The 14,235-nt window shown below is 34.6% G+C and carries 10 protein-coding genes and 2 pseudogenes; 11 read left to right on the forward strand and 1 reads right to left on the reverse strand.

The annotated features are described in order from the left end of the window. Positions 1–11 precede the first annotated feature (11 nt). The 11 genes and pseudogenes from ILT06_RS14560 to ILT06_RS14610 all read left to right on the forward strand — a co-directional run bounded on the left by ILT06_RS14560 (position 12) and on the right by ILT06_RS14610 (position 13,160). A complete protein-coding gene (locus ILT06_RS14560; RefSeq protein WP_222655230.1) occupies positions 12–6,251 on the forward strand; it encodes a hypothetical protein in 6,240 nt (2,079 codons plus the stop codon). Between the two features lie 14 nt (positions 6,252–6,265). Then, positions 6,266–6,655: a hypothetical protein gene (locus ILT06_RS14565; RefSeq protein ID WP_000537306.1), complete on the forward strand. Its 390-nt coding sequence runs from the start codon at positions 6,266–6,268 to the stop codon at positions 6,653–6,655. Positions 6,656–6,667: 12 nt separating this feature from the next. Beyond that, positions 6,668–7,582 carry a hypothetical protein gene (locus ILT06_RS14570; RefSeq protein ID WP_154131915.1) on the forward strand — a complete coding sequence of 305 codons (915 nt, stop codon included), beginning with the start codon at positions 6,668–6,670 and terminating at the stop codon, positions 7,580–7,582. Positions 7,583–7,593: 11 nt separating this feature from the next. Further along, positions 7,594–8,577 (forward strand): hypothetical protein, encoded by a 984-nt coding sequence (locus tag ILT06_RS14575; RefSeq protein WP_195723885.1) that lies wholly within the window; start codon positions 7,594–7,596, stop codon positions 8,575–8,577. Between the two features lie 12 nt (positions 8,578–8,589). Next, entirely contained in the window at positions 8,590–9,045 is a 456-nt protein-coding gene (locus ILT06_RS14580; protein WP_222655231.1) for a hypothetical protein, read from the forward strand. Between the two features lie 37 nt (positions 9,046–9,082). Continuing rightward, positions 9,083–9,597: pseudogene (locus ILT06_RS14585) on the forward strand (phage holin family protein). Between the two features lie 129 nt (positions 9,598–9,726). Next, positions 9,727–10,112, forward strand: a pseudogene (locus ILT06_RS32895) (hypothetical protein). A gap of 15 nt (positions 10,113–10,127) precedes the next feature. Then, positions 10,128–11,063: a hypothetical protein gene (locus ILT06_RS14595; RefSeq protein WP_154131913.1), complete on the forward strand. Its 936-nt coding sequence runs from the start codon at positions 10,128–10,130 to the stop codon at positions 11,061–11,063. 15 nt (positions 11,064–11,078) lie between these two features. After that, a complete protein-coding gene (locus tag ILT06_RS14600) occupies positions 11,079–11,459 on the forward strand; it encodes a hypothetical protein (protein ID WP_229135846.1) in 381 nt (126 codons plus the stop codon). Between the two features lie 73 nt (positions 11,460–11,532). Next, positions 11,533–12,021 (forward strand): phage holin family protein, encoded by a 489-nt coding sequence (locus ILT06_RS14605; RefSeq protein WP_098912111.1) that lies wholly within the window; start codon positions 11,533–11,535, stop codon positions 12,019–12,021. A gap of 92 nt (positions 12,022–12,113) precedes the next feature. Beyond that, the gene (locus ILT06_RS14610) at positions 12,114–13,160 is read left to right on the forward strand and encodes an N-acetylmuramoyl-L-alanine amidase (protein WP_154131912.1); all 1,047 of its coding nucleotides are present in this window, start codon (positions 12,114–12,116) and stop codon (positions 13,158–13,160) included. A gap of 58 nt (positions 13,161–13,218) precedes the next feature. On the opposite strand, the gene ILT06_RS14615 is transcribed toward ILT06_RS14610, so the two are convergent. Beyond that, on the reverse strand, positions 13,219–13,686 hold the full coding sequence (locus tag ILT06_RS14615) for a DUF2691 family protein (protein WP_222655233.1): 468 nt from the start codon (positions 13,684–13,686) through the stop codon (positions 13,219–13,221). Positions 13,687–14,235: the final 549 nt, after the last annotated feature.

Raw genomic sequence — 14,235 nt, forward strand, 5'->3', positions numbered from 1 at the left:
GGAGAGGTGATATGATGGTGAGAGTATTAACTCAGCCCGAACTAGGGTGGCAGCGTATCGATGATAGCGATAGGAATATTATCTTTGAAGGAGAAAATTGGCTTAGTGGATACTCTAAATATTCTGATAATTATTTGAAAACATTCCACTATAAAGAGTCTAGTCACCCATCAAACCCAGTACAGATTAAATTTTCTTTCGTAGGTACTAAACTTCGCATTATTGGACTTGCCAATAATGGTGGTTATGATAGCTATGCAACAATCACTATTGATGGTAATCCTGAGAGATTAGATTACTATGCATGGGAGGGAAAAAGGCAAGCTGTTATATATGAGAAAACAAATCTTAATAAAGGGCCGCATACAGTAACGATTCGAGGTATATACTTAAATCTTGATGCAATTGATATCGATTCTGATGGTTATGTATTTACACCAAAAAAAGTAGGGGAGATATTAGATAAACCTGATCCTGGTTGGAATCGTTTCGACGATGCTGATTCATTAATTAAGTATGGTGATGGTGCTTGGAATAGAGTAACTGATGATAGGTACTATAATAGTACAGCAGTACATTCCCTTACCAAATCAGTTGTAGAATTTTCGTTTAAGGGTACAGGTGTCAGACTTGTTTCTAAAAGTGTTAATTTAGGTTATGGACCTGTAGATATAACAATCGACGGTGCCAAAGAATCGTACAATCCAGTACTAGGTTCAGATAACTGGAAAGTTCTACTTTACAATAAAGAAGGTCTAAAAAATGAATTTCATTCAGTTAAACTTGAGGGTCCTGAAGGAATTATAATGGATGCTATTGACGTTCTTGATGGAGAATTAGTGAAAACTGCTAAAGTAGGTGACGTTCTGCTTCAACCTGAAACTGGTTGGAAACGAATTGATGATACTGATGTTAATATTAAGTATTTAGGTAATTGGACGTTAATAGACAATCTTCCTGACTACCACAATTCTACCGCTCGATTTAAGCATGCAAAGCAAAGTTCGGTTGACAATAGTGCTATGTCTGTAACATTCAAGTTTAAAGGAACTAAACTTCGAGTTATCGGTGTTTCTAATAACACTTACGATAGAGAAGCTCAAATAATTATTGATGGTAAACCTGAAACAATTAGCTTTTATGCTGATAGAGATGTTTCACCGACTAGAGTACTATTATTTGATAAGCAAGATTTAACTGATGAAATTCATACTGTTGAGTTAAAGGGTGTATTCATGCACCTAGATGCAATTGATATTGATGAAAATGGATCAATGGTACCACCTGCTAAAGTAGGGGATGTTTTACTCCAACCGGAAAGTAGATGGACTCGATTCGATGATAGACATTCATTGATTAAATATGGTTCAGGTACATGGGAGCTAGCAACGGATTCTAGGTACTACGATTCAACAAATACATTTTCTAGAGTTAGTTGTGACATAGAATTTAGCTTTAAAGGAACTGGTTTGCGAATTGTTTCTAAAATGATTACTACTACTTCCGGTTATGGTCCTGTAGATGTATTAATTGATGGGGTTACTGAGAAATACAGTATTACAGGTTCTTCAGACCAATGGCAAACACTTCTATATGAGAAACAAGGATTACCAGACGCAGTGCACTCAGTTAAGCTAGTAGCACCTAACGGTATCATAATGGATGCTATTGACGTGCTAGGTGGAGAATTAGTAAAACCACCTACTAAAGTAGGGGACCAGTTATCTCAACCTGAAAGTGGTTGGAAACGTATTGACGATACGGACAATTCTTTTAAATATGTTGGTGACTGGTGGAAGTCAGGTATTTCTACTCCTGAATGGTTTAACAATACATTCCACTATGTTGATGGAGGTTCAGGGGAAGTACGATACCAATTTTCGGGAACCAAACTTAGAGTTATCGGTTGTGTACACGAGGCTCAGCATCGAAGTAACGATATTAAGATTATAATCGATGGTAAAGAGGAAACTTACAGTGAGCAAGCTAGTAAAGTTGGCTATCAAACATTGGTTTATGAGAAACTTGGTTTAGCAGAAGGTGTTCACAATGTGGTTATTAAATCTGGAACTAATTCGCCTTTTCCGTTAACTTTTGATGCTATCGATATTGATCAAGCAGGATCAGTTGGAAAATTACCTGCTAAAGTAGGAGACATTCTATTACAACCTGAACCAGGATGGACTCGTGTAGATGATACAAATCCGCTAATTCATTACAGAGGTGATTACTGGTCTTTAGCTAAGGACGGAGGGGCTGACCCAGGATACAATAAAACTGAAACTTATAGAATTCCTGACTACTCGAACAGGACATTAGGGACAGTAGAGTTCTCTTTCAAAGGTACTGGTCTCCGTGTGATTTCAGCAACTCGCTCTTCAAGTTCTTGGGAAGATGTATCTATTGAAATAGACGGTGTAACTCAGAAGTATAAGGTTAACACTACAACTGACCCGGCCAAGACTCAATATCAGGTTATACTGTACGAGAGAGACTTACCTGACGGTGTGCATACAGTGAAGCTCACAGGTACGTTAATAGCAGTAGACGCTTTTGATATAAAAAGCGGTGATTTAGTAGAAACTCCTACTAACCTACGTGATGTATTATTCGAGCCTCAACCTGGTTGGCAACGAATTGACGATACAGATAGTAATATTGAATACAATGGTGTATGGGCAACAAGCGATGCTGATGGTAGATGCTACAACAAAACCATTCATTATAAACATGCAAGTTCAAACATCCCACCTGATTCTAACCCAGTTTCTATAAAATTTAACTTTACAGGGACAAAGCTTAGAATTATTGGAATTGGGTTATCTGAGTATGAATCTGGCGCTAAAATTCTAATTGACGGAGTAGAAGAAACTATCAATTTCTTTAGACCCTCAGGTTTAACTGCTATCTACCAGTCTTTAATATACGAGAAGTTAGGTTTATCAAATAAATTGCATACTGTTGAAATAAAAGGTAAATTTATAAACCTTGATGCTATCGACATTGATGAATCTGGTTCAATTGGAGGTAAATCACCAGTTAAGGTCGGGGACCAACTGTTACAACCTGAAGATGGTTGGCAACGAATTGATGATACTGACTCGTTACTTAAATACCAGGGTACTTGGGAAAAGGGGACAAATAATTCTTGGTATAACGGTTCTTGGCATTATGTACCATCTAAAGACTCTACTGGTACAGTTGAATTCAATTTCTACGGAACTCAACTTAGAATTATTTCTCTCTTAGATGCAGCAGCAGACCATCCAGATGATGTAACAATTACAATTGACGGTGTAACTGAGCAGTATAGTCAAGTATCACCTGTTAGGGTATATCAAGGACTTGCTTATGAAAAGTTAGGTTTAACTAAAGAGTTGCATAAAGTTAGAATTCAGTGTGGAACAAAGAATATTCTTTATCGACTTTGCTTAGATGCAATTGATATCGATAATGATGGTTATATTGAAAAACCGCCTATAACAGTTGGAGATTTCTTAGCTACACCAGAATCAGGTTGGCAACGTTTCACGAAGGAGAATATGTATTTCGATTATACTGGTGGCATGGATTACCAAAATCAAACACCACCTATCAAGTACTCGTTCGATAAAATTCAGTTTAGATTCTTCGGTACAAAATTTAGATTGATTTATTCGTCTAACTTAGGATCAAATGAAGAACAACTTGGTTACGTATTAATTGACGGAGTGAAGTATCCTGTTAATATGTTCCCTGTATCTGGACCAGCTAAAATTGCTTGTGAAGTACTTAACCTAGATGAAGGATATCACGTGGTAACAGTCAACGGTGGAACTCATGAGGGTTGGGACCCTCAATTTATCGGTATTGATATCGACGCTACTGGACACATTGATAGACTACCTGTAAGTATCGGTGATATTTCAACTTATCCAAACTACGGATGGAAACGTTATGATGACAGCGCCACATACATTCAATATGATGCTAACTGGAGTAAAAACGTAGCCTATAATGGTGCTTATGGCGGAAAAAGTACTTGTGCTAAAAAGGGTGAAAATGCAAGTATGGTATTCAGGTTTAAAGGTACTAAGTTACGACTCATTGTTGGTTGTGCTACTAATCAATATTATTCAGATAGAATCAGAGTAAAAATAGATGACTTACCTGAAGAGTATTTTGACGCTATTGCACCACAAGATACAAACCAAGTCTTGAAATATGAGAAACTCGGTTTAGAAGATATTGAGCACGATGTAACGGTAACAGTTATTACAACTCAACCTGGTGCTTTAGAATATGACTTCCGAATGGATGCTATTGATATTGATGACACTGGTAGTCTTATTTCACGACCTGGTGTAGGTACTGTTCTTACAGAGCCTGAAAAAGGTTGGAAACGAATTGATGATAATGACCCTTTAATTCGATATATCGGAAACTGGAAACTAACCACGGGTAATGATAAGCATTACAACAAGACAACTCATTACAATCTCGACAAGAAACTTGACACGAGTTTCGAATTTGAGTTCGTAGGTACTAAACTTAGACTCCTAGCTTATGGCGACAGTGGTTACGATGCAACTTCTAAAGTACTTATTGATGGTAAAGAAGAAACTATGGTTTACAATAGTCCTTCAGGTAACCAAGTCATACGTTACGAGAAAATAGGTTTAGACCGTGGCAAGCATACTGTAAAAGTGATTGGTAAAGCTATGTCGTTAGATTCCATTGACATTGACGCTGACGGATACTTACTTGCTAGATTAGGTGATAAGTTAATTGAGCCAGAACCTGGTTGGGTACGTTTTGATGATACTCACAAGAATATTGAATACAACGGTTTCTGGAAAACAACTGAAGCTGATGTTAGTTGCTACAATAATACTCATCATTGGAAGAGTAAGGAAGACAATAACGATAGCATCATATCAGCTAGATTTCTATTCAAGGGTACTAAGTTCCGATTAATTAGTATGACAAGTCCATCTTATCCGGAAGACATTGAATTGAAAATCGATGGCCAAAAGGAAATCCTTAAACTTTCAGGAGAAGGTATGCAATATCAAACGTTTGCATATGAAAAGAAAAACCTTGAAGATATGATTCACGTTATTGAGTTGTCAGGGAAATACATTAGTATCGATGCTATTGACTTAGAAGAAGGTGCAACACTATTAAAGCTACCTGATGAGAAATTAAAGCCATATCAAATAAAAAATGGTTTAATCTTTAAGGATGATTTTGATACGTTCGATTCCAGATGGATTGCATCTCCTGTCGGTAGCTATTCTTTAATTGATCGAAAAGGATATTTTAGAATGCTACACAATGTTTCGCGTGACACATTATTACTTGCAGATCTTCCAAATGAGAAAGAATTCGCATTTGAAGTATCTGCTGATTATACGCCAACCCATGAAGACGACAAAGGCGGTATTATCGTTTGGAAAAACGGTGAGGAGAATATCGAGTTCTTAGAAACAGAAGATGGTACTCGAGAAACAACTGAATTGAAGTGGATGGCGTGCAAAGATAATGAAGATTGGACGTTTTTTTCTGATTATGGCGAAGGTTTTAATTTTTGTGACTCAGATAGAATGAACTGTAGTAAGTTTGGTGTTGTATTAAAAAAAGGATCGAATTCAAAGTTTATAAATCTTGATATTGATTCCATTATTGCTACAAGAGGAAGAAAGTTAACAATTGCTAATATAGCGCCGAATATAAGTGTGGAGATGGAAGATAAATTTGGGAGAATTATATTCAATGGAAATACAGGGTATAACACTGGTATTCAAATTACTCTCCCGTCACTAGAATTTATGGGTAAAGTTATTTTGACAAATGTAGAAGGTAAAGAATTGGGTGTTATTAAGACTACATTTTATGGTGGAGATGTATATGGATTCGGATCTAATTTAGAAATTAAATTTTCAGGTGAGGAGCTTTCAACATTAGCACAAACTCGATTGCCAGATATGATATCAGGGAAATCAGAAATTATGCTAGAACTTGTGAATCCTTCAGTTGCACGAGCGAATAATGTGAATTTAAGTATTGCTCAATATGAAGATAAATTTGGATGGTCATGGGCGGATCTTGCGTTAGACAGTAATGGTAAACCAGGTCAATATCAAGATAGTATCAATATTCCTTATGTAAATCCAGAAAAAACAATAAAGTTTTGGTTAAAAGTAACAAAGGGAACAGATTATGTTGGGCTTGCTCCATTACAATTTCAAATACATCTTGAACATGAGTAGTTGGGGGTGAAAAGATGGGAACATCAATGGTCGTAAATCGATATTATAAGCAAGAAGAACAAACAGAAAATATTCTTCCAAAGCTTATCGAAAAAAAAGTAAAAGTTGAGATTAATAGTAATGAAAAGAAGTATATACCTATTGAACTAGGTATAAACAAGTATGAACTTAGGACAATCTTTATTGAAAATACAGCAAATAATGATTATGAGTGTACCATTTTTGATAAACAAAAAGACGGGCAAATTCAGTACAGCAGTATTAAAGAAAAAAGAACATACGATATAATCAATATTCCTTGTGACGATAAAGATCAAACAAAGTCTTGTCACCTATTTATTGAAAATTTTAGTAATGTTCCTTCTTTGTATACTGTGGTATTAAAAGTAACGACATTAATTTAGAGGTGAAATTAAATGACTAAGGCTATTTTTACTAAAGGTATGTGTAAACGGTTTGAATTATTTGATACGTTTATACAAGTAGCTTTAAATGCAGGTTGGAGACTACGTGAAGGAGCGGATTTAACAAATAGGTTAGTTGAAATATATACTGATGGCTATAATGGTGATAAACACTTGGCCGTACAGCTAAATGCTTTTGATGGTGATTGGGGTGAAGTTTCTGATTGTAGAAAAACAGATTACGCAGACGCAACTATGAGAATGGGAGTATTGAATTCTCCAACAACCTTTTATTCCGTAGATGGATTTGATACTTTTTGTTTTTTTCCTGGAAGACAATATGATAGCAATAATTATACTGGGGCTAGAAAATATAATAGATTATGGGAAATGGAATATTTTTACTATGCTGATAAAGAGGTTATTATTTTTTTAGTTAAACCTTTTAGATACACGGGTCTAGGTAATACCCTTATATATTTAGGTTTTCCAGAACAATCGTTTATTGAAGAAAGCAAGAGAAATGAACGTAAACCATATTCAGGTGCTATTTATGCTAATAGTGGCCATTCTGGAAGATTTACAGGGCAGAATAAGTGTAAGGTGTCAGATAATCCCAAGAATTTACTAGAGGTGGAAAATGCGATAACTATTGCACAACCAACGATGAGTATAATTTCACCATTATCACCTAATGTTGATAATAAATTTGTACTAAGTGAAGTGTTTTATGGTGACAGCAATACTGGAACTAGGGGGAGATTAGGTAGAGTGTATTTTTTACAGCCAGGTGGTATGCTGGATGGTGATATAATTCACATTGAAGTAAATAATGAGATTCAAAAGTACAGATATACAACATTGGGAGGTTCTAGTAATAATTACACGTCTTTTCCTACTCAAGCAGTAGCATTAAGAATAGAATGAGGTGATATAAAGTGAGTATCATTTATAAAAGAGAAACATGTTTAAGGAAGGATTTATTTGATTCATTTATAAGAATGTTTGTAGAAGCTGGATGGGAAGTTCTTGAGGATAATGGTACAGAGAAAGACTATCGAATTGTAATACATTCTAAAGGAAGCAATGGAAGATCACCAATGTACTTAGCTTTTTACCCTTATTCAGGACAAGATGCACTTGGAAAACCGAGTTATGATATTAGAAAAAATAATTCAACGGATGGACTTTTTAAGTGGATTAGGGAATGGGATTATGAAAATAAAAAAGAAATAAGTATTTATGGGAATTGGAATAGGTTGAATTTCTTTTATCGAAGCCCCAAGCTAACTTATGGTGGTGAACTAACATTGAGCCAAGATCTGGAAATGGAATACTATTGTTATGCTGATTTAGATAGAGTTGTTTTTATAGCTATACCAAATGAGACGATTTTAAAGCAGCAAAAACCAGGTCAAGCTGTGCAACCAATAGTACACTTTTTTGGTATACCTGAAGAAACATATGTCGAAGAAAAAAATGAACCATCCTATTCCTGCGCGATACATGCAAGTAGTAGCACGTCGTATATTGGTATGGATTATGCTTTCCTTACATGTAATACACCTAAAAGGCTTTTAGATAATTTTGCATATCAAAATAGTTTTACGTATTTAACGTGTTATCCTGCACCGGCAGAAGGTGGGTCAAATAATGGGACAATTATGTTATGGGACTTATATATAGCAGAGGAGAATGTTGGTTTAAGGGCTAAATTGGGATTTTTACAATGCTTTAAACCTAATGGCAAGATTATAACTGATGGAAGAAGTGGAGATACAATTGAAATTGAAACTGAGAATGGTATTGAAGTTTATTTACCATTTTGGGCAAATTATTTTTCATACAGTAGTGAATCCAATTACAAAACTACTTCTTCATTTGGTAGGGATATAACATATCTGGCTATAAGAATAAGATGAGGGATATGAATGATGGCTACTTATAGAGGAATAAAATTAACTGTCAGTCACCAAGGTAATAAAACAGGAATTCGAATTAATGATAAAACAATGGGAAAGATAGTACCTGAAGTTAATATGAAGGAACAGGGCAAACGGATAATTACAAAAACAAGTGGTAAAGTGTTACCTCAGATTATAGTGAAAAATTATGGGGAACGTGAAGTTAGAAAGACTGCTGGACAAGAAGTTTCGAATCCGATATACGTAATTAAAGGAAGTCGTGTAAAAACAAAAGTAATGAGTACTTTTCTTCCTATCCCATTTTTAACAGGGGGGGTTCGAGTTCCGAATGGGACATTTGAAGGTTTTTTTCAGCAAAATCAGTATATATCTGAGGAACAAATTCGTAATCAAGCACTACCAAGAAAAGAACCATTAGAATCACCATGGAAAAAGCGAACGTATAGCAAAAATAATTTGAATTAAAACAATAGCGTGCCAAAGCAGGCTTTTTTATTTTGCTTTGAAATGTAAAAAGGGGGGTGAAAGTTTTGAACGGATTCATGAGCTTGTAAAAACATTAAATGTACTGGACGTTATTAATACCACCCAATTTAAAGTTGCTTCTGTAATTAGTGGGGGATTGGGGACTATATTTAATTTTTTATATGGTAAATCTAATTTAATTTGAATTATCATTTTGGTATGGGTAGTTGTATTAGATTGGATAACTGGTAGCAAGGCTTCAAAATTAGATGGTACGTATTCATCACAATATGGAATTGAGGGCATTGCACGAACTGTGGTGCTTTTTTATTACCTTCTTTAGCGCATTTATTTGATATTGCATTTAAACTACTAGAGTTTTTCTTTTTTATGGTAACGGGTGGTTTAATTTATCATATTTTTAATAGCTTTACAGCAAATTGTGTACGGATTGGGTGGGATAAATGGGTTCCTACTTGGTTGTTAGAAAGTGTATCTTCTGAAATTGAGGCAAAAATTAGAAGATCAAAATCTAGAAAAGAAAAAAATTAAATAAATACAGATTGATTCAGTAGCTGCACAAAGTATGCGAGATTTTTGGGTAAAGGTTGTGAAGGATACAAATGTCCTAGCATTTGAACCAATTTATTTTAATGTTCATCTAAAACATAATTGTGGTGAATACAGTATGGGAACTGTAATGAATTTTATAGATATACATCCGAAAGAGAGATTACACCATCAATCCTTATTGAGAGGAATGTACAAATTACAATTGAACCAGGGAAAGTTCTATATACGCCACTGGATGTAGGGTGTTACAAATACGATATTCGTACGATTCAAGTTACAAATGATTCAAACGTTGAACCAATGTTATTTATGTACGATCAAAAAGAGAATGGGAATCAAGTCTATAAAAGCTTATCAGAAAAAAGAACATATGATATTTTGGCTATTCCTTGTGAGGATAAAGATCATACAAACAAGGTACATCTTTATATAGAAAATAGGGCGTAGCAACCTCTACTTTTAATGTTTCTATGAAAGCAATACGTTTAAATTAAGGAGGAACATATAAAATGACAAATAAAATTTGTAAGTTACACAGACTAGAGCGCAGAGAAGTCTTTATGAAGATTATCGATGAAATGAAAAAGGCTGGATGGCAGCAATTAAATGCTGACAAACCGGATAAGAATAATATTTTTGTTATGTATTCTACAGGTAATGCTGGAACCAAAAACAATTATATTGAGCTGCGTCCTTATGATACGCTTGCAAAAAATTCTTCATTATCAAGTTCGTATGACATAAGAGAACCGAATGTGAAATATACAGATGGTAGTTACAGACTAATCAGAGGTTACGATAAAGAGGGTGGGAGTGGAACTGGAGAAGAAGCTTGGTTCTCTTTAGTATTCCATCAAGGGAAAGCAAATTATTCTAGTGGGGCAATTGCTTTAAATTATGAAAAATATATGGTTGACCTATATCTATACGTCGATAAAGATACTGTCATTTATTGTGTATATGCAAATGATGATGAAATCCCATCTCACAAAGGAAAGACAGTGATTGGTTTTATAGGCCTTCCAGACGAATACTATCAACCGGAATTATTTTCACCGTATTCTTGCCCGTTCAGTGTTATGTTTAGCTGCGGTTCTCGCGGTCAAACAGCTACACATATAACTGATAGAAGTAAATTTTCAGGTTCCGTTCCATATTCTGATACAAACTCTACATTTTATTGGGATAAAGTCCTTCTAAAGGCACCCTCTAATGAAGGAAAGATAGTTTTCACTCCTTTATACATGGGAGATAGTCGTGAAGGATTTAGAGGGAAGTACGATGGCTTTTACATCTATAGAGGTAGCGGTTTTATTTATGGTGATATTACAGAGGTTGTTGAAAATGGGGAAATTCATAAGTACAAATTATTTTACACGTCGGCCCCTATATCTAATCAATTTAATTCATTTAGTGATTACTATGTAGCTTTACGGATTGAATAAGTAGGAGGTAAGTATATGGCAGTACTTCAAGGTATGATCATATCTCCAACAAATCTATACCGTACGGGAACACGCGAAATTAATACACATCAGGGTATAATCATATCTCCAACAATGCTATATCATGATGGAATACGTGAAATCAATACACATCGTCAAGGGGTTATTGTTAATCCAATCGATTTTTCACATACAGGCGTTAGGCAACTCCTAACACATCGAGGGGGTATTTTAAATCCCGATGATTGGATACGAACAGGTATTAGGCAGATTTCCACCCGTCAAGGTGTTATGCACAATTTATCACAAGGTAAGAAAGGAACTACTGAAAAAGAAGTAATGAAGCCACCACGAACTGAACCACTAGAGTATGCGTGGAAGAAAATGAACATATAACTTTATCAAAATCGAGCGTGCCAAAGCAGGCTTTTTTATTTTGCTTTGAAATGTAAAAAAGGGGGGTGAAAGTTTGGAACGGATTCATGAGCTTGTCAAAACATTAAATGTACTGGATGTTATTAATACCACCCAATTTAAAGTTGCTTCTGTAATTAGTGGGGGATTGGGAACTATATTTAATTTTTTATATGGTAAATCTAATTTAATTTGGATTATCATTTTGGTATGGGTAGTTGTATTAGATTGGATAACTGGTAGTAAGGCTTCAAAATTAGATGGTACGTATTCATCACAATATGGAATTGAGGGCATTGCACGAACTGTGGTGCTTTTTTTATTGCCTTCTTTAGCGCATTTATTTGATATTGCATTTAAACTACCAGAGTTTTTCTATTTTATGGTAACGGGTGGTTTAATTTATCATATTTTTAATAGCTTTACAGCCAATTGTGTACGGATTGGGTGGGATAGATGGATTCCTACTTGGTTGTTAGAAAGTGTATCTTCTGAAATTGAGGCGAAAATTAGAAGATCAAAATCTAGAAAAGAAAAAAATTAAATAAAGACAAATGTAAAAAATGATAGCAAAAGGAGCATTCTCAATTGAGGTGCTCTTTTTGTTTATGCAAATATTAAAGGGGAAAATACGAAATGAAAAAATTTATGAACCAATGTAGCGCGTTATTTATCATGTGTATTATTTTATTTTCTTCTTCTGCAAGTGCTTTTGCAGATAGAGAAATGATTATTCCAGATTTACCTAAGCAAGGATATAGATATGGTGTGGGTGCATATGAGGGAGTAGTAGCACATTCCACAGCGACACCAGAAGCACCTGCTATCAATATTAGAAATTATGAAGCTAGAACATGGAGAAATGCATTCGTTCATTATGCAACGGATTGGGATGAAACAATTCAAATCGCTTCTACTAAATATCGTGCATGGGGTGCAGGTCCAGCGGCAAATGCTAGATTTGTACATGTAGAACTTTCTGAGACTAGTGACCCAATTAAATTCAAAAAATCGTATGAAAGATATGTAAAGTTACTTGCGAAAATTTTAAAAGATAGAAATATCCATCCGAGTATTGGATTATGGACTCATAAAGATATCACATACAAATTAGGCGGTACAGATCATGAGGATCCACAGGGGTATCTTGCTTCACATGGTGTATCAGAAGCTCAATTCCGTTCTGATGTTTTAAAAGCGTATAATGGTCATTCTGTCACTGTGGAAGTAAAACCACAACAACCATCTGAAAGTGTAACGGATGTAACAGGAGTAGCTTATATCGATGGTTTAAATGTAAACCTTCGATCTGGACCATCCACAAGCAATGATGTCATTCGTAAGCTGCAAAAGGGTGAATCATATAAAGTCTGGGGTAAAGTAGGAAACTGGTTGAATCTTGGAGGGAATCAGTGGATTTATAACGATTCAACATACATTCGCTATAAAGAAGAATCTTCATCTGTGGAAGGTAAACGTGTAGTTTCTAAAGTGAATGACTTACGATTCTATTCAAAAGCTTCCTGGGATGATAGAGATGTTCTAGGAACTGTCGGTGAAGGTTTAGGGTTCACTATTGTTGATAAAGTATCTGTAAATGGTTCACCACAATATAAAGTGAAGAATAGTAGAGGGAATGTGTTCTATATTACAGCTAGTTCTTATTATGTATATGTGAAGTAGTGAGTAATGGAAAAAAAGGATTTAATAGGAGTATTGAATCCTTCTTTTTAAGATCTAGTTAAAAAGTTCCTGCAGTCCGTTCTGTTAAATACTTAGTATCTAAATAACCTAGGTCTTGAACATGTTGATGTAACTTCTGAAGTAAGTGCTTATCTTTGCATAAAATACTAATATCAAAACCATCAACTATACTCAATAAAAATTTACAATCACTAGTATTAAAATCTGATGCTGTTCTTATCCATGTTGGGCTGTTCTTTTTCATATCAGGAAAAGCACACATTGTTAAGAAGACTAAAAAGTATTTTTTGTTTATTAAAGTTTGTTTTAACTTATTTTCAGTTATGAAACGTTCGTCGCCTAGTAATTGTTCAAATGTAAAGTTACCATGAGAGTCTTTTAGGTATATTTCGGCAGTATCTATTTGCCAAATGAAATTGTTAGAATTAAAAAGTTCTAGTAATTTTAATATGGACAAATTAAAGTTTTTATCTTCTGGAGCATGAAAATGTATTCCTATATTCATTGTATGCCAGTCTCCCTTTATTTATATTATTTAAAGAAATTGCCGGCTCTTAATTGAGTCGGCTTTTTTTGTTTTAACCAATATGTTCTTGAAAACCTCTTCTAAAAGAACGTTATTATCATATAAGAGTGATTACCTTTTAGAGCGTACCATATATATGGGAACTAGAGATTCGAATATGAAATTAGCTGTAGTTGAAAATTATCAGGGAACTAGTTTGAAGCCGCCGCCTGAATATCGAATAATTCTAGCATTAAGTAAACGGTTAAACATTTCCAATTCATCCAAAAGATCTAAAAAGTATTGGGCAGGATCCTGGAATTTACCACCATATAATTGATCATCTAACCATTGCCTTAAATAATGTAAGTCTTATTCACTTCGGTTAACAAGGTATCTAATAATATAATCAAATTTAAATTTTATTTAAAATAGAAAAATGTTCAAAAAATAAAAAGAAAAAAGACCTACTTACAAAGTAAATAAGTCTCTCTTCAATATTTCACTGTTCTTATGAAAGGAGTGTAACAGTTAGGGAAGCAGATCTAT

It is taken from the genome of Bacillus sp. 17RED48 (genome assembly GCF_019837545.1).
Taxonomy (GTDB): domain Bacteria; phylum Bacillota; class Bacilli; order Bacillales; family Bacillaceae_G; genus Bacillus_A; species Bacillus_A wiedmannii.

Bases quoted from the DNA above. Each gene is read 5' to 3' on its own strand.
- ILT06_RS14560 (WP_222655230.1), top strand. From the start codon at position 12: ATGATGGTGAGAGTATTAACTCAGCCCGAACTAGGGTGGCAGCGTATC.
- ILT06_RS14565 (WP_000537306.1), top strand. From the start codon at position 6,266: ATGGGAACATCAATGGTCGTAAATCGATATTATAAGCAAGAAGAACAA.
- ILT06_RS14570 (WP_154131915.1), top strand. From the start codon at position 6,668: ATGACTAAGGCTATTTTTACTAAAGGTATGTGTAAACGGTTTGAATTA.
- ILT06_RS14580 (WP_222655231.1), top strand. From the start codon at position 8,590: ATGGCTACTTATAGAGGAATAAAATTAACTGTCAGTCACCAAGGTAAT.
- ILT06_RS14595 (WP_154131913.1), top strand. From the start codon at position 10,128: ATGACAAATAAAATTTGTAAGTTACACAGACTAGAGCGCAGAGAAGTC.
- ILT06_RS14600 (WP_229135846.1), top strand. From the start codon at position 11,079: ATGGCAGTACTTCAAGGTATGATCATATCTCCAACAAATCTATACCGT.
- ILT06_RS14610 (WP_154131912.1), top strand. From the start codon at position 12,114: ATGAAAAAATTTATGAACCAATGTAGCGCGTTATTTATCATGTGTATT.
- ILT06_RS14615 (WP_222655233.1), bottom strand. From the start codon at position 13,686: ATGAATATAGGAATACATTTTCATGCTCCAGAAGATAAAAACTTTAAT.